The organism is Bradyrhizobium sp. UFLA05-89 (genome assembly GCF_059803475.1).
In genome coordinates, this window is the sequence record NZ_JBANBA010000002.1 from 84,087 (window position 1) to 101,000 (window position 16,914).

A 16,914-nucleotide genomic window follows, 5' to 3' on the forward strand; every position below is an offset into this window, starting at 1 on the left:
GCGGGCGCCGCATCGTTAATGACGGCTTAACGCGTGAGGCGTCACGTCTTCTTGGCGCCGGCATTGCGCAGACGTCCGACCACGCCGGTCGGAAAGAAGTAGACGCTGGCAATGAAGAGCAGTCCGAGCCACAGCAGCCAGCGATCCGGGTGCAACAGGCCTGGCAGCAGCGGCAGGCCGGCGTCGGCTGCTGCCTTCGAGGCAACGCCCATCAACGATTGCAGATAGTTCTGCGCAAGGATGAAGATCGTCGCGCCGATGATCGCGCCGTAGATCGTGCCCATGCCGCCGATCACGACCATCAGGAGAATATCCAGCATGATCGAGAAGCTCAGCGAGGTGTCGGGGCCGGCGTAGCGTAGCCACAGAGCGTTGAGGATGCCGGCGCTGGCGGCAACCAGCGCAGCCAGGCAATTGGCATAGGTGAGGTGGAATACGGTGCGGTAGCCGAGTGCCTCGGCGCGAAACCGGTTCTCGCGGATCGCCTGGAGCACGCGGCCGAACGGAGAGTTCACGACTCGCAGCAGCGCGAGGATCATCAGGGCCGACGCAACGAAGACGAGATAGAAGGTCAGGGTCCGGCCGTTGAACTCGAAACCTGCAAGGCTCTTTGGGATCAGCACGGTGCCAGGCCGCAGTAGCTCCGGCAGTTGAAAGCTCCGCCCGTCCTCGCCGCCGGTCAGCCAGGAGAGCTGCGAGGCCAACACCTGGAAAGCGGAGGCGACCGCAAGCGTGATCATTGCAAAGAAGATCGCCGCGACCCTAAGCGAGAACAGCCCGATCGCAAGCGCCAGCAGCGCCGCAAGGGGCAGGCCGATGACGATGCCGGTTGCCACCGCACCCCAATTGGGCCCCATCGAATAGAGCGCGATCGCGATCGCGTAGCTACCGATGCCGTAGAACATGGTGTGGGCGAACGACACCGTGCCGGTGTAGCCGAGCAGGAGGTCATAGGAGGCGACCAGCGCAGCGAAGATGCAGATCTTGGCCGCCACGTTCATCGCCTTGGCGCCCGGAAACAAATAGGGCGTTGCCGCCAGCGCCAGGATGATGACGAGGAGAGTGAGGGTGAGAACGCGGCTCCGCGGCGGGTCGCCTGACAGGATCATCATCGGCTGGTCACCGCATAGAGGCCGCGCGGCCGCCACATCAGAACGGCGACCATCAGTAGGATGTTAGAGACGAGTGCGAGTTTCGGCACCAGGAAGCCGCCGTAATTTGCGACCATGGCGACCAGAAGTGCGCCGATGAAGCAGCCGCCGATCGAACCTAACCCGCCAATGATGACGACAATGAAGATCAGCACGGTGAGGTCGTCGCTCATGGAGGCGTGAACCTGCTCGCGATAGAGCGCCCACATCACGCCGCCGAGGCCGGCGAGGGCCGATCCCGTCATGAACACGCCGAGGAACAGGCGGCGGATACGATAGCCGAGCGCCTCCACCATCTCGCGGTTCTCGACGCCGGCGCGGATCAGGAGCCCGAGCTTGCTGCGGTTGAGCACGAGCTGGATCGCGATGAAGACGACGAGGCCGACCAGCATCGCAAGCAGGCGGTATTTCGCGATCGCGACGTCGCCGATGATGAAGGAGCCGCGTAGCGAGGTCGGCAGCGGCAGCGGGATGATCTGCGGGCCCCACACGGCATAAAGCGTCTGCTCGGCGACGATCAGGCCGCCGGTCGTCATCAAAATCTGCTTCAGGTGCTGGCCGTAGACGGGGAGGATCAGCACGCGTTCGACGACGAGGCCGAGCGCGCCGGACACCGCCATCGAGAGCAGCGCGGCCGGCGCAAGCACCGCAAGGTTTAGCCAGAGCGAATCCGCCTGCATCGCGGCCGCGAACGGCAGCAGGATCAGGGTCGCCACATAGGCGCCGACCGCGATGAAGGCGCCGTGGCCGAAATTGAGCACGTCCATCAGGCCGAACACCAGCGTGAGCCCCGAGGCCATGATGAAGATCATCATGCCCATGGCGAGGCTCGCGGCAGTCAGAGTGAGCCAGGAGCTGGTCGAGCCGACGAAGGGAATCACGGCGAGTGCGAGCGCAATCGGCAGCAGGATCGGCGCGATGTCGCGTTTCGGCTTCGGCAGCGGATCGGTTGCGGCAAGGTCGGTCATTGATGTGCCTCTAGGCTCAGGCCGAGCAGCCGCTCCTGGAGCGGCACGTCGGCGGCGAGCGCCGCCATCTCGCCGCGATGGACGATTTTGCCGTTGTCCATGACCAGCACGCTGTCGCCGAGCTCGCGGGCGGCAAAGAAGTTCTGTTCGACCAGGAGAATCGTCGCGCCCTTGCGCTTGATCTCCTTCAGGCACTCGATCAGCGCCATGACGATCGCGGGCGCCAGCCCCTTGGTCGGCTCGTCGATCAGCAAGAGCTTGCGCGGCTCGATGATGGCCCGCGCAATCGAGAGCATCTGCTTCTGCCCGCCGGAGAGACTGCCGGCGCGCGACAGCCAGAAGCGGCGCAGCGCCGGGAAGAAGCCAAAAATCCAATCGAGCTGGGCGTCGTCGAGCGGGCCGTCGCGCGCCGCCAGCACCAGGTTCTCCCTCACCGTGAGGTCGGAGAACACCGCCATGCTCTCCGGTACGTAGCCGACGCCGAGCCGGGCGATGTCGGGCGTGGCGCGGCCCTCGATGCGCGCGCCGGCGAGGCTGATCTCGCCGCTGGAGGCCTGCCACAGGCCCATGATGGTGCGCAGCGTCGTGGTCTTGCCGGCGCCGTTGCGCCCGAGCAGCATGGTGGTCTGCCCCTGAGGGACCACGAGGTCGATGCCCTGGAGGATGTGATAGCGGCCGATATGGGTGTGCACGCCGGACAGTGTCAGTAGGTCGGTCATGCTGCGCCCTCTGCAGCTTTCTTGGGTGCGACGCCGAGATAGGCTTCCTGCACGATGGGGGAAGCGATCACCTCGGCCGGCGGACCATCGGCAACGAGTTGTCCGTTGTGCAGCACGATGATGCGGTCGGCGAGCGAACGCACCACGTCCATCTTGTGCTCGACCAGGAGGATGATCTTGCTGCTGTCCTGCTTGAGCTGTGCGATGAGATTGAGAACGACGGGCACCTCGTCGATGCTCATGCCTGCGGTCGGCTCGTCGAACATGAACACTTTCGGCTCCAGCGCGATCATCAGCGCGACCTCGAGCTTGCGCTGGTCGCCGTGCGACAGTGCGGTCGCGGCGACGCCGCGGCGGCCGCCGAGCGCGACCTGATCGAGGATGCCGTCCGCGCGCGTGATCAGGTCACGCCGCACCATCCAGGGCCGCAGCATCTCGTAATGCGTGCCGTTCGCCGCCTGCACGGCGAGGCGGACATTCTCTTCCACCGTCAGGTTCGGAAACAGGTTTGTGAGCTGGAACGCGCGGCCGAGGCCGGCGCGGGTGCGCAGCGGCGCGGAATGCTCGGTGATGTCGGTACCGTCGAACAAAATGCTGCCGCTCGTCGCGCGCAACTGGCCCGAGATCAGGTTGAAATAGGTGGTCTTGCCGGCGCCGTTCGGTCCGACGATGGCGGTGAGCTCGCCCGGGCGGAAGCTACAGGTGACGTTGTTGACCGCGACATGGCCGCCGAAGCGGATGGTGAGGTCGCGGGTTTCAAGGGTCAGCGTCATTGGCAGTCTGGCGAATGATGAGATGAGGATCTAACCGCGGATCATACTGCGCACCCTCCCCCGCTTGCGGGGGAGGCATAGGCGGCCTGCGGCCGCCGTTCTAGAAAAGGACGCCGATGCGGAGCGTCGGCTACGGGAGAGGGTGTCTCCGCAGGCGAGAACCCCCAAGAGGAAAGAGCCCCCACCCGGCCTCCCCCGCAAGCGGGGGAGGTGAAGAAAGAAGCTCAGCGCTTGTTGCGGATCGGAACGTTCATGTCCTCGATCTTCAGCTCGCGCACCGGCTCGAGGATGGCCCAGGCAACGTTCGGATCGACCTTGACCTTGAAGTGATACATGCTCTGGAGCGCCTGATGGTCTTCTTTGCGGAACACCATCTTGCCCTTCGGCGTGTCGAATTCCATGCCTTCCATCGCCGTGATCAGCTTCTCGGTGTCGGTCGACTTCGCCTTGGTGACGGCGGCGACGACGGACATCGCAGCGGCAAAGCCACCCGCGGTGAAGAAGTCCGGCGGCGCGTTGAAGCGCTTCTGGTGCTCGGCCACCAGCCAGTCGTTCACCGGGTTCTTCGGGATGTCATAGTAGTAATAGGTCGCGCCTTCCATGCCCGGCAGCGCCTTGTATGCCGCGAGCGCCGGCAGGATGTTGCCGCCGGTCGAGAGCTCGATGCCGTAGCGTTTCGGATCCATGTCCTGGAGCTTGGCCAGCGGATTGCCGGCGCCCGCCCAGATCACCCAGATCACCTTGCGGCCCGGCTTGTCCTTTAGCGCGTCGAACAGACGCTGGCCGACCGCGGTGAAGTCGGTGGTCGAGGTCGGGGCATATTCTTCGGCAGCTAACGTCGCGCCGGTCTTGGCCAGCGCCTCCTTGAAGGCGGCGACGCCGTCGCGGCCGAAGGCATAGTCCTGAGCCAGCGTCGCAACGGTGACGCCCTGCTTGCCGATCGCGACCGCGTTGGAGATCGCGTCCTGCGAGGAGTTGCGCGCGGTGCGGAAGATGTAGCGATTCCACTTCTCGCCGGTAATCTGGTCCGCGACGGCAGGCTCGACGATCAGAATCTTCTTGTTCTCTTCGGCAACGGGCAGGATCGCCAGCGCCGCGGCCGACGACGTCGTGCCGATCGCGATATCGACCTTGTCGTCCTGATAGGCTTCGGCGAGCGCGGCCTTGGCAAGGTCCGGCTTGCCCTGGTCGTCCTTGGTGATGATGACGATCTTGCGACCGTCGAGCGTCATGGTGCCCTTGGTGGCGTATTCAAAACCCATTTGCAGGCCGGTCTCGGTCTGCTTGGCATAGGCCTCCAGCGGACCGGTCTTGCCGTAGATCAGCGCGATCTTCAGGTCATCTGCGCGCGCGGCGGTGGCTGCGGCGAGGCCAAAAATCGTTGTTGCTATGGTTGTTGTTATTATGACTGGTAAACGCAAGATGGTCCCTCCTGATTGATTTTGTTGGGCAACAGCGATTTGCACAGCGCGGCGAACATTGCAATTCAACCTTCCGCCTGAAATCGCGCATGCAAGGCCTGCATCATTTTTGAGCCTGCCGCGCGCCGCGTGACGCGCCGTCATCGCGTCCGTCCGTCCCTTCGATCTGCCGCCAGTCCGACTGCGCTTCGGCTGCGCTCTCGAAGATGTGCGGTGCTACGCCGCGCTTCTCCAAGGCCTCGCCGAGCTTGATGCGCAGGAACCCTGAAGTCGTATAGCGCGACACGCCGGAATAGAAGCGGTCGACGAGGCTGCGGACCATGGCCGAGTAGTCGTCCATCAGCTCGGGGAGGATCGAGAAGTTGTCGTAGTTGACGATGGCGTAGACCCGGCGGCCGAGCGGGGCGAGCCTGGCCTCGACGATCCGCGCGATGGCGTCGATATCGGCCTTGCTGCGCAGGGGATAGCGTTCCAGGTTGACGAAGAACAGGTTCTGCTGCTCGTCCAGCGTGAAGCGCTGGTCGAGCGGGATCGTCAGAAGCCGTTCGCGCAGCTCCATCAGATCGTCGCGGAAAATGCGCGCGTCCATCGGGGCGGGGTCGCGCGGGATCAGCGGCTTGAAGTCCATCAGGCGCAGGATGTCGCGCTCGATATCGATGCCGGGGGCGACCTCGACGAGCTCGAGGCCGTCGGGTCGTAAGCTGAAGACGCAGCGCTCGGTGACATAGAGCACGCGCTGCCCACGCGCCGCCGACACGACGCCGCTGAAGGTGACGTGCTCGACATGGTCCACGAACTTGCGCGACTTCGCTTCCTGGACGATCGACAGCCTGCCGTCGCTGACCGCAATGGCCTGCTTGCCCGCGCCGAAGGTGCCGACGAACACGACCTCCTTGGCGTTCTGGCTGATGTTGATGAAGCCGCCGGCGCCGGCAAGCTTCGGTCCGAACTTGCTGACATTGAGATTGCCGGCACGATCGACCTGGGCAAGGCCGAGGAAAGCCGCATCGAGCCCGCCGCCGTCGTAGAAATCGAACTGGTAGGGCTGGTCGATCACGGCCTGCGTGTTGATCGCCGCGCCAAAGTCGATTCCGCTGGCGGGGATGCCGCCGATCACGCCGGGCTCGGCCGTCAGCGTGATGAGATCGATGATCCGCTCCTCGTTGGCAATCGAGGCGATTCCCTCGGGCATGCCGATGCCGAGATTGACGACGCTGTTGGCCTTCAATTCGAAGGCGGCGCGGCGGGCGATGATCTTGCGCTCGTTCATTGGCATTGCGGGGAGCGACGTGGCACGCACCCTGATCTCGCCCGAGAAGGCCGGGTTATATTGCGTGCCAAAAGTCTGCCAATGGTGCTCGGGCTTTGCCACCACGACGCAGTCGACGAGGATGCCGGGGATCTTGACCTGGCGCGGATTGAGGCTGCCGCTTTCGGCGACCCGCTCGACCTGGGCGATGACGATGCCGCCGGAATTATGCGCGGCCATAGCGATGGCGAGCGCTTCAAGCGTCAGCGCCTCCTTCTCCATGGTCAGGTTGCCGTCGGGATCGCCGGTGGTGGCGCGAATGATCCCGACATGGATCGGAAACGTCCTGTACAGCAGGCACTCCTCGCCGCCGATCTTGATCAGCTCCACCATGTCCTCGGTGGTGCGCGCGTTCAGCTTGCCGCCGCCGTTGCGGGGGTCGACGAAGGTGCCCATGCCGACGCGGGTGATGTGGCCGGGACGGTGCGCGGCGATGTCGCGGAACAGATGCGTGATGACGCCCTGTGGCAGGTTGTAGGCCTCGATCTGGCCCGCGATTGCGAGCTGCTGCAATTTGGGGGCAAGTCCCCAATGCCCGCCGATCACGCGGCGGACCAGGCCCTCATGCGCGAAATGGTTGAGGCCGCGATGCTTGCCGTCGCCCTGGCCCGCCGCATAGACCAGCGTCAGATTCTGCGGTTTGCCTTGCGTATAGGGCGCATCGCCCTCGTTGGAGAGATAGAGCTCCTCCAGCGCAATCGCAATCTCCTCGGCAAAGCCGATGCCGACGAAGCCGCCGGTGGCGACCGTGTCGCCGTCGCGGATCAGCATGACGGCTTCCGCCGCCGTGACGATCTTGCCCTTCTCGGAATTGCGTAGGTAAGGCAGAGCTGGGTGCTGGCTCACGGCGTTTCTCCCGATCCCTGGACCGCATGCCGTTATTGTTGCTCTAAAGCATGATCCGGAGAAGTGTGAAGCGGTTTTCCGGAAAGATCATGCTCAAACAACAACCTAAAGCGCGATGACGATTCTACCTAATCTCATCGCGCTTTGGTCGATCTTATCGCGGGGAGCGACCCTCGAACAGGCCGCTCCCTGCGGCGCTAGACGAGGCTCAGGCCGCCCAGGCCTGAGCTGTTTTGCGTGTTTCGGTGGCGAAGTAGACCGACACAATGGTGATGATCGCGAGCACGATCATGTACAGTGAGATCGGCCAGGTTGCCGGCGCATAGGCCGTCATCAGACCGGTCGCGATCAGCGGCGACAGCGCACCGGCGAAGATCGAGGCGAGATTGTAGCCGAGCGAGACGCCGCTATAGCGCACCTTGGTGCCGAACAGCTCCGACAGGAAGCTCGCCTGCGGGCCGTACATCGCCGCATGTCCGACGGCGAGACCCAGCACGATCGCGATCCAGGCGGCTTGCGGATTCTTGGTCGACAGCAGCATGAACAGCGGGAACGACATCAGCGCGGAAAAGACCGCGCCGAAGATGTAAACCGGCCGCCGCCCGACGCGGTCGGAGAGCGCGCCGAACGCAGGGATCGTGAACGTCTCGATCGCGGCCGCGATCAGAACGCCGTTCAGCATGTCCTGCTTGTTCATGCCGAGCGATTGCGTCGCATAGGCGAGCACGAAGGTTGCATAGATGTAGAAGAAGCCGTTCTCGGCGAAGCGCGCGCCCATCGCGAGCAGAATGTTCTTCGGATACATCCGGATCGCCTCGAGGATCGGCATCTTCACTTCCTGCTTGGTGTCCTTGACCTTCTGGAACTCCGGCGATTCCGCGATGGTGAAGCGGATCCATAGGCCGACCAGCACCAGCGCGATCGAGAACAGAAACGGGATGCGCCAGCCCCAGGCATAGAGCTGCGCGTCGGTCAGCATCGACGAGACGACCGAGAACACCAGCGTGCCGAGCACCAGGCCAAGCGGCGCCCCGAGCTGCGGCCAGCTCCCGTAAAAGCCCTTCTTGTCCTCGGGCGCGTGCTCGACCGCCATCAGCACGGCGCCGCCCCATTCGCCGCCTAAGCCAAAGCCCTGGATCAGGCGGCAGGCGACGAGCAGGATCGCGGCCCAGATGCCGGCGGTCTCATAGGTCGGCAGGAAGCCGATTGCCGCGGTCGCAGCGCCCATGATCAGAAGCGTCAGATAGAGCATGGTCTTGCGGCCGATCTTGTCGCCGTAGTGGCCGAACACGACGCCGCCGAGCGGGCGCGCGATGAAGCCGAGCGCATAGGTCGCAAACGCCAGCAGCGTGCCCATCATGGGGTCGAAGGTCGGAAAGAACAGCTTGTTGAAGATCAGCGCGGCGGCGGTGCCGTAGAGGAAGAAATCGTACCATTCGATCGCCGTGCCGATCAGGCTCGCAGTGGCGACGGTGACGTGCGATGGCTGCTTTGCCTGAAGCTGATTGACTGTGATCGCTCCACTCATCTTGGGTTCTCCCTGTTTTTGCCAAGCGCGCACTTGCAACATGCGTCTTTGTGCAGAGCGAAAAGCAAGCTCCGCGCCAGATGCGGCGGTTGTGGGCAAAGTGGCTGAAAACCCGGCAATTCGCGCATCGGCGACGGGAAGGGAGCGCGGTGCGCAGTGTCCGGAGTCTGAGACTCCGGACACTTTCAGTCTCGAAACTCAGACGGAAGCCGGTCCCGAGGCGAGGCCGAACTTGGCGAGCTTCTTGTAGAAGGTCGCGCGCGAGATCTGGAGCATCTTTGCGGCTTCCGAGATCTGGCCGTTGCTGGCGGCGAGCGCCTGCTCGAGCGTGTGCTTCTCGAACTCGGCTTCCGCTTCGGCATAGGGGACGATGGTGCCGCCCGTGCGGACCTGCGCCACAGGTCTGGTGTCCCCGACGGGCAGGATGCGGGCAAAATCCTCGCCGGTCAGCCGTCCCGAGTCGCTCAGGATCAGCGCGCGCTCCAGAATATTGCGGAGCTCGCGGACGTTGCCGGGCCAGTCGTAGCGGGCAAGCGCGGCGAGCGCGCTCGGTGTGATCTTCGCGTTGACGTAGTCGCCGGTCGCACTGATGTCCTCGAGCAGTCGCGCGCAGATGTCAGGAAGATCGCCGAGACAGTCGCGCAAGGGCGGCAGGCCGATCGAGAGCACGTTGAGCCGGTAATAGAGATCGGCGCGGAACGCGCCGTCGCTGACACGCTTGTGCAGATCCACATTGGTCGCGGCGACCACGCGCACGTCGATCTTGGTGACCTTGTCGGAGCCGAGCGGCTCGATCTCGCGCTCCTGCAGCACGCGGAGCAGCTTGGCCTGGAGCTGCAGCGGCATCTCGCCGATCTCGTCGAGGAACAGCGTGCCGCCATCGGCGATGCGGAATTTTCCCTCGCGGCCCTTGCGGTCGGCCCCGGTATAGGCGCCCGGCACTGTCCCGAAGAATTCCGACTCGATCAGCGTGTCGGGAATGGCGGCGACGTTGACGCTGACGAACGGCTTTTCGGCGCGGGAGGAGGCGTTGTGGATGGCCTGCGCCAGCATCTCCTTGCCCGTCCCGGTCTCGCCGGTCAGCAGCACGGTGACGTTCTGCCGCGCGGCGCGCGCCGCCAGCTCCTTGGCCTGTGCGATGCCTGGCGTCGCGCCGACGTAATCGGCAAAAGTGAAGCGTGCGGCGCGGACATGCGACAATTGCCGCCGCGCCAGTCGCAGATCGCTCTCGAGCTGAGTGACACGCGCGAGCAGCGGCTTCAGGCCCTCGAGGCGGTCATAGAGCACGAAGCCGATGGCGCCGATGATGTTGCCGCGCTCGTCCTCGATCGGCATGCGGGTGACGACGAGCTGCTCGCCGCCGAGCTCCATGATGTCGAGGATGATCGGCTCGCCGGTCTCCACCACCCGCCGCATCAGGCTGTTGGGAATGATCTCCTCGATCGGACGTCCGAGCGCCTCGGACTCGTGCGAAAGGCCGATCGCGGTGACGTATTTCTCGTTGACATAGACCACGCGCCCGCTGCGATCGATCGCAATGGCACCCTCGCAGAGATGCTCCAGCCGCTCGAACAGCGTCTCCATGGCGCGGGCGCGAATATAGGCGGAATCGCTGACGACGGAGGCGGACATGGCGTACCTCGGTGGCTGCCAAGCGAGGCAAGCCCGGACGTTCGCCTGCTTCTTAGCAAAAGGCCAGCAATTTCAAAGGGCGAAAACTCGTCCAGCACGTCGTCCTGGACAAGCGCAGCGAAGCGGAGCGCAAATCCAGGACCTCCGCGCGAGCGCTCTGCGCTCGTCGCGATTACCACAGGAAGTGGTTTGGCGAAGACTCGTGGTTACCAGCTCGCGCCACGACTCCTTCCTGGGGTTGTGGGTCCCGGCCTTCGCCGGGACGACACTGAGAATGTTGCACCAGCGCCGACCCTATCGCCGGTATCCGCTCGCGCGCGAATAGCCCTGGCGGTTCTGCTGCGCCGGGCGGCTTGCGGTGCTGACGCGCGCTTCGCTGGCCGCGGGCGTTGCGAGCTTCAGCTCCTCCAGGAAGATCGGCCGGGCGAAGTAATAGCCCTGCGCATAGCGGATCTTGGTCGCGGCCTGGAGATAGGCCAGCTCCTCATAGGATTCGAGGCCTTCCGCGATGACTGTCATGCCCAGCGCCTCGCTCAAGGATTCGATCGCGCGCAAGATGCCCTGGCTGCGCGGGCGCTTATGGATGTCGGTGATGAAGGAGCGGTCGATCTTGAGCTCGTCGGCCGTGATGTCGGCGAGAGCCGAAAGCGAGGAGTAGCCGATGCCAAAATCGTCGATGGAGATGCCGACGCCAAGCTTGCGGAACATCGGCAGGATCTCGGACTGAAAAAGATTCGTGGCGACGAAGGCGTCCTCCGTCACTTCGATCATGAAGCGTTTCGGAAAGCCGGTCTCGTCCAGCGCCCGCGCAAAAGAGCGCATGAATTCGGGATTGCCCGCCTGCTTGGCGGCGATGTTGATGCTGATGCTGGCTTCCGCGCCAAAGGTGTCGTTGATCAGGTCGATCGACCGCACGATCTCGGCCAGCACGAGATGGGTGAGCTCGTCGATCAGCCCGAGCTCGACCGCGAGGTTGATGAACGAGCCCGGTGCCTGGATCACGCCCTCGTCGTCGCGCAGGCGCACCAAGGCCTCGATGCCCTTCACCGCCTGCGTGCGGATGTCGACCTTGGATTGGAAAGCGCAGCAGAAACGCTTCTCGAGAATGGCGAGCCGCAGCGACTGCTCGATCTTCATGCGCGCGAGCGCCTCGCGCTCCATGCCGGAATCGAAGAACGCGGCGGAGCCCTTGCCGTCGTTCTTGATGCGGTACATCGCGATGTCGGCATTTTGACGCAGCACCTCGAAGGAGCGGCCGTGATCGGGATAGAGGCTGACGCCGACCGAGGTGGAGGCGAAGATCTCGGAAGAGTCGATGAAGAAGGGCGCGGTGAGGCGTTTCAGCGTCGCCTGGATAAATTCGGCGACCTCCTCCTCGCTCTTGATCGGCGAGAGCAGCAGCAGGAATTCGTCGCCCGAGATCCGCGACAGCATGTCGGTTTCGCGCAAGTCGCGGCCGAGCCGCTTCGATAGCTCAACCAGCAGCGCATCGCCGACCGAATGACCGTAATAGTCGTTGATGTGCTTGAAATTATCGATGTCGAGAAAGGCGAGTGCGAAACGTTCGCCGCTGTGCTCGCGCGCCAAAATGCCGTTGGCGCGGTGCTCGATCACGCGCCGGGAGGGCAGGCCGGTGAGCTCGTCGAAATAGGCCGAGCGAAACAGCTGGTCCTCGAAATTCTTCTGCTCGGTGATGTCGGAGGAGGTGGAGATGAGGAGATCGCGGCCGGCAAGGCGGACCGGACGATGGGTGGTGAGCAGGACCTGGCGCGCGGTGCCATCATGGACGGATTCCTCGGCCACCACCGGCTGGCCGCCCCGCATCGCCTGCTGGCAGGCCTGGCGGCGCTGCGCCAGGTCCGGTGTGGGCCGGTTGCCATCCATGCCGAGATGGCGGGCGGCGGCATCGTTAACCAGAATGAGGTCGCCGCGCGCGTCCTGCACGGTCACGCCGGCAGGCAGCATTCTAACGATTTCCTTGAGAAATCCGAGCTCGGCATCAGTCGCGCCGCAGTATTTGCTGTCGTCCATAGAATTCATGAATCTTGTTGTTCGGGCGCGGCTTTGTAATGGCGCGATCTTGCCGAAGTCCCTCTTAGTTTTGGTTAAGGGATACGCAGAAATACAGGCGTGGTTTCCACAACCTGTTCGCGCCGGCACGCGCGGCACCCATCGTCATTAACAGAGTATCAACGGCACCTGCGAAACCGCGAGGAATGCGCGCGGACTGCTTTGGCTTTGCCGCCAAAGTGTCAGGATTTGGGAATGCGACATTGCATGATGCAATGAACGCCGCTCTTCAGGTATGAGATCTCGGTCTTGCCGTCGAAGGCGATTAGCGCCGATTTCAACAATTTGGTGCCGAAGCCCGGTGCCGAGACCTTGTCGACGCTGGGTCCTTCCGTTTCGTCCCACGTGATGGTGAGACGATCGTCGGAGACGGTCCAGGACACCTGCAACAGGCCGCGTGGTGCAGAAAACGCACCATATTTGCTCGCATTGGTGGCGAGCTCGTGAAACATCAGTGACAGCGTGACCGCAAGCTTTGCCGGCAGGAACAGCCGCTCGCCGTTCAGCGAGAAGCGGACATGGCCGTAAGGGCCGAGCTCGGAAATCAGGAGGTCGCGTATGTCGCAGCCGGAATTGTCGACGCGCGCGATCAGATCGTCAGTTGCCGCCAGCGACCGCAGCCGCGGATCGACGCGGGCCCAGACCTGCGGCTGGTCATGCAGCACCTGATGCAGCACCGCGTGCACGGTCGAGAGCTTGTTCTTCAGCCGGTGCTGCAATTCGTCGACCAGGAGCTTGCGATAATCCTCTTCCTCGATAAGGCGCTTGGAGATCCGCCGCTGCTCGATGAGCAGTGAGCGGTAGTGCTCGACGCCCCAGATCGTGAGCGCGGTGACGGCCCAGTACAGCACGAGCAGGACGAAGCGCGCGGTGTCGGCATGGGCATCGCCGAAATTCAGGCTGACGCCAAGCACGCCGCCGATCAGCGCGGTGATGACGCCGATGCGCAGGCCCCCGAATGCGGCGGCAAAGAACACGGCCGGAAAATACGGCGTGAAGAAGATGTCCGGCCGCACCTGGGCGAGGCCCCAGCGCACCAGCGTCGCGAGCACGAGACAGATCGTCGCAAAGCCGACGCTGAGCGCCAGCGAAGGCGGCGAGATGCCGAGCCAGCCTTTCCGGAATTCGTCGACCAGTTTCATCATCTGCCGTTCAACCGCAAAGCGAACTCGGAAGGCGGGCTGCAAATGAAGGCGCTGCACAGGCCGCCTGCGCAAGCATAGCTTGCCCCGGCATTGGCAGGCGGGACTATTGGCCCTTGGAACGACGACACCGCGCAGTGCCGGTCGATTGGCCTTGAAGCATTCGAAGACAGGAACATCCCATGGGCAGGCTGGAGCGACCAGCAGAAGTCTTTGTCGCTGAAGGTGCCAAAATTGTGATCGCGAGGTGGCGTATACCGGAAGGCGAGGCAGGGCGGGATTCGTAGGGTGGGCAAAGACGCGCTCTTCGCGCGTCGTGCCCACCATCTCTCCACGATTGCGACAGACGTGGTGGGCACGCTTCGCTTTGCCCACCCTACGATCTCGACGATGTCACACCGCCTTCACCACAACCCGCAATCCGTCGCGCGGCTTCGGGATCGGCCACATCTGCCAGTCCGGCTTGTAGCCCGGCTCCAGCGATACCTCGAGATTCTGCAAGAAGTGCCGCGCAAAGCATTTCGCCTGCATGTAGGCGAAGTGCAGGCCGAGGCACATATGCGCGCCGCCGCCAAAGGGTATCCAGGCGAAGCGGTGACGGTTGCGCTGCGCCTCCTCGGTGAAGCGTAAGGGATCGAAATGATCCGGCTCCGGCCAGATGTCCTTCATGTGATGGGTATAGAGCGGATTGACGCCGACCGCCGTGCCGGCCGGAATCGTAAACCCCTTGAACGTGAAGTCGCGCATCGCGCGGCGCGGCATCGACGGCACCGGCGGCTTGATCCGCAGCGCCTCCTTGAACGCCATCTCCGACAGCGGCATCTTTTCGAGATCGTCGAAGCTCGTCGGCGCGCCAGCCGACAGTTTTAGCGCCGTAACCTCGTCGCGCAGCCTGCTTTGCCATTCCGGATGCGCCGCGAGCTCGCCGATGAAGGACGTCAGTGACGAGGTCAGCGTGTCATGCGCGGCCATCATCAGGAAGCTCATATGGTCGATGATGTCCTGCTCGGAGAGCAGCGCGCCATCCTCATGGGTGGCGTGGCAGAGCTGCGAGAACAGGTCCTCGCCGCCTTGCCTGGCGCGGCGCAGCGGAATCTGCTCCCTGAAAAAGGCGACGATCCGCTTGCGCCCGTTCACGCCGCGCGCCATCTGCGTGCCCGGCAGGGGGCGGCGGATCGGGGTGACGGCGGCCGCCACCATGTCGACGAAGGCGCGGTTGATTTCGTCGACCTCCGGCCCGATATCGGCGCCGAGGAACGACGTCGCGGCGAGATCGAGCGTGAGCTGCTTCATCGCCGGATAGATCTGCATCACGCCCGGCTTCGTCTTCCACTGCGCCACTCGCGCCGCGATGCCCTTGTCGAGATCGCTGAGATAGGACTTCATCGGCCCGGACTTGAAGGCGACCGACAGCGCCTTGCGGTGCAGGCGGTGCTCGTCGAAATCGAGCAGCATCAGGCCGCGTGGAAACAACAGGCCGAGCACCTTGTTCCAGCCATGGGTCGAGGAGAACAGCTTTTGCTGGTCGAACAGCACGAGCTCGTTTGCTTCGGGCCCGAGCAGCACGACATTGGTCTCGCCGAAAATGTGGGTGCGATAGACCGGCCCATATTTCGCCCCGGCCGCCTCGATGTGCCCCTTGGGGTCGGCCAGCACCTGGAGCGTCTTGCCGATGATCGGCCAGCCCTCGTCACCCGGAATGTGCTTGAGCTCGTTGCGCCTGGGGGCGGTCCAGCTGATCGCGGGCGAGGCCACACTCTGCATCGACATGGCGTTGGCTCCGGTTGTTGACCGAACGGGATCGTGCGACCACGCGGCCGGCTACGCAGTCAGCATAGCACAGTTGGGGCGGAACCGATGTGACGGCGTTCGCAAGCGAATGCCGCGGACCCTAGGCCTGCCTTTTCGCCGCCTCCTTCTGCAAATCCGGCGCGTTGACGGCGGGGATCGCGACGCGGCCGGGGCCGGTCTGCTTCAGGGCCTCGGCGGCCTTCTCGTTCTCCATGATCTTGGCCATCACCGCCTGGCCCGCGCGCTCGAAGATCGCACGGTTCTCGATCACGAATTTTTGCGACCTGCGAAGTCCGTCGATGTAGCCGTTGATCTCGGGCACCACATAGCGCGCGACCATGTCCCAGCTCCGGCGCGTGGCTTCCGGATTGGCCCAGTCGTGCACGAAGCCGATGATGGCGCCGACGCCGCCGGACACCTCCATCACGTTCTTGATGGTATTCACGAGATCATAGGGCGTGCCGATGGTGGAGGCCGCGCCGTCGACGAAGGCGGTCTTGTCCACGGCCTCGTCCGGCGAGGAGAACGCGGTCAGGCCCGGCCGTTGCAGCGTGCCGACATTATATTCGTTGTGCCAGCGCATCAGCCCGGCGCCGGCCTCGCGGCGGGCCTGCTCGCGGGTTTCGGCGATGTGCCAGGTGAGCAGCACGCGCCAGTCGGCGCGATCGACCTTGGTGCCGTGCTTTTTCGCGGCATCCTCGGCGAATTCCCATTGCTGACGCAGCGACATCAGGCCCTGCGTCGTCATCGAGCCAAGCGAGATGATGCCGATGCCATATTTGCCGGCGAGCGTCATGCCGGAGGGTGAGATCTGCGAGGCCACCACGAACGGCATCTCCTCCTGGAGCGGCAGGAGCTGGAGCGCGGCGTCGTTCATCGTGAACCAATCACTCTTGGCAGTGACGCGCTCGCCATTGAAGAGGCGGCGGATAATGGCGATCGCCTCGTCCTGACGGTCGCGCTGCGTCATCGGGTCGATGCCGAGCGTATGTGCGTCGGATGCGAGCGCGCCGGGGCCGGAGCCGAAGATCGCGCGTCCGCCGGTCATGTGGTCGAGCTGCACCATGCGCTGGGCGACGTTGAACGGATGGTGATAGGGCAGCGAGACGACGCCGGTGCCGAGCCTGATGCGTTTGCTGCGCTCGCCGGCCGCTGCCAGGAACATCTCTGGCGACGCAATCATCTCCCAACCGGAGGAATGATGCTCGCCGCACCAGAACTCGTCATAGCCGAGCGCGTCGAGTTGCTCGACGAGGTCGAGATCGCGCCGGAACTGGAGCATCGGATGCTCCCCGATCGGGTGATGCGGGGCAAGAAAGGCTCCGAATTTCAGGCGCGCCATGGCGTTCTCTCCGGCTGAATTTTCTGTTTGTTTGGTCCGCGAAGCTACGTGCTCGCGCATGCGAAGGCAATCGCGCCGTCTCCCGCGCGGCGGAATGCAGCTATGTGCGGGGATGAGAGCGACCGTGCTTCTTTTCTCTCTTGCCGCAGGCGGAAGGAAGAGTGCGCGAATCCTACCTCGGAGGTAATCGCTCCGCTGCATCCAATCTGAAAGCATCCGGCC

At 63.9% G+C, this 16,914-nt stretch carries 12 protein-coding genes; all 12 read right to left on the reverse strand.

What is annotated here, in order from left to right:
* Positions 1 to 41: 41 nt before the first annotated feature.
* The 12 genes from SO139_RS01655 to SO139_RS01710 all read right to left on the reverse strand — a co-directional run bounded on the left by SO139_RS01655 (position 42) and on the right by SO139_RS01710 (position 16,692).
* Positions 42 to 1,112, reverse strand: coding sequence for a branched-chain amino acid ABC transporter permease (locus SO139_RS01655; RefSeq protein WP_449377596.1), 1,071 nt, complete (start codon positions 1,110 to 1,112; stop codon positions 42 to 44).
* A complete protein-coding gene (locus SO139_RS01660) occupies positions 1,109 to 2,119 on the reverse strand; it encodes a branched-chain amino acid ABC transporter permease (RefSeq protein ID WP_449377595.1) in 1,011 nt (336 codons plus the stop codon). Before SO139_RS01660 ends, SO139_RS01655 begins: the two co-directional genes overlap by 4 nt.
* Positions 2,116 to 2,838, reverse strand: coding sequence for an ABC transporter ATP-binding protein (locus tag SO139_RS01665; RefSeq protein ID WP_449377594.1), 723 nt, complete (start codon positions 2,836 to 2,838; stop codon positions 2,116 to 2,118). The genes SO139_RS01660 and SO139_RS01665 overlap by 4 nt, the downstream gene beginning before the upstream one ends.
* On the reverse strand, positions 2,835 to 3,611 hold the full coding sequence (locus SO139_RS01670) for an ABC transporter ATP-binding protein (RefSeq protein ID WP_449377593.1): 777 nt from the start codon (positions 3,609 to 3,611) through the stop codon (positions 2,835 to 2,837). Before SO139_RS01670 ends, SO139_RS01665 begins: the two co-directional genes overlap by 4 nt.
* A gap of 224 nt (positions 3,612 to 3,835) precedes the next feature.
* Positions 3,836 to 5,017 (reverse strand): substrate-binding domain-containing protein, encoded by a 1,182-nt coding sequence (locus SO139_RS01675; RefSeq protein WP_449377703.1) that lies wholly within the window; start codon positions 5,015 to 5,017, stop codon positions 3,836 to 3,838.
* A 118-nt stretch (positions 5,018 to 5,135) separates the two neighbouring features.
* Positions 5,136 to 7,187 (reverse strand): acyl CoA:acetate/3-ketoacid CoA transferase, encoded by a 2,052-nt coding sequence (locus tag SO139_RS01680; RefSeq protein WP_449377592.1) that lies wholly within the window; start codon positions 7,185 to 7,187, stop codon positions 5,136 to 5,138.
* Positions 7,188 to 7,395: 208 nt separating this feature from the next.
* Positions 7,396 to 8,715, reverse strand: a complete 1,320-nt coding sequence (locus SO139_RS01685; RefSeq protein WP_449377591.1) for an MFS transporter — start codon at positions 8,713 to 8,715, stop codon at positions 7,396 to 7,398.
* Positions 8,716 to 8,913: 198 nt separating this feature from the next.
* Positions 8,914 to 10,347: a sigma-54 interaction domain-containing protein gene (locus tag SO139_RS01690; RefSeq protein ID WP_449377590.1), complete on the reverse strand. Its 1,434-nt coding sequence runs from the start codon at positions 10,345 to 10,347 to the stop codon at positions 8,914 to 8,916.
* A 294-nt stretch (positions 10,348 to 10,641) separates the two neighbouring features.
* Positions 10,642 to 12,378 carry a putative bifunctional diguanylate cyclase/phosphodiesterase gene (locus tag SO139_RS01695; RefSeq protein ID WP_449377702.1) on the reverse strand — a complete coding sequence of 579 codons (1,737 nt, stop codon included), beginning with the start codon at positions 12,376 to 12,378 and terminating at the stop codon, positions 10,642 to 10,644.
* A 221-nt stretch (positions 12,379 to 12,599) separates the two neighbouring features.
* Positions 12,600 to 13,562, reverse strand: coding sequence for a sensor histidine kinase (locus tag SO139_RS01700; protein WP_449377589.1), 963 nt, complete (start codon positions 13,560 to 13,562; stop codon positions 12,600 to 12,602).
* A gap of 390 nt (positions 13,563 to 13,952) precedes the next feature.
* A complete protein-coding gene (locus SO139_RS01705) occupies positions 13,953 to 15,329 on the reverse strand; it encodes a cytochrome P450 (RefSeq protein WP_449377588.1) in 1,377 nt (458 codons plus the stop codon).
* 121 nt (positions 15,330 to 15,450) lie between these two features.
* Positions 15,451 to 16,692, reverse strand: a complete 1,242-nt coding sequence (locus tag SO139_RS01710; RefSeq protein ID WP_449377587.1) for an LLM class flavin-dependent oxidoreductase — start codon at positions 16,690 to 16,692, stop codon at positions 15,451 to 15,453.
* Positions 16,693 to 16,914: the final 222 nt, after the last annotated feature.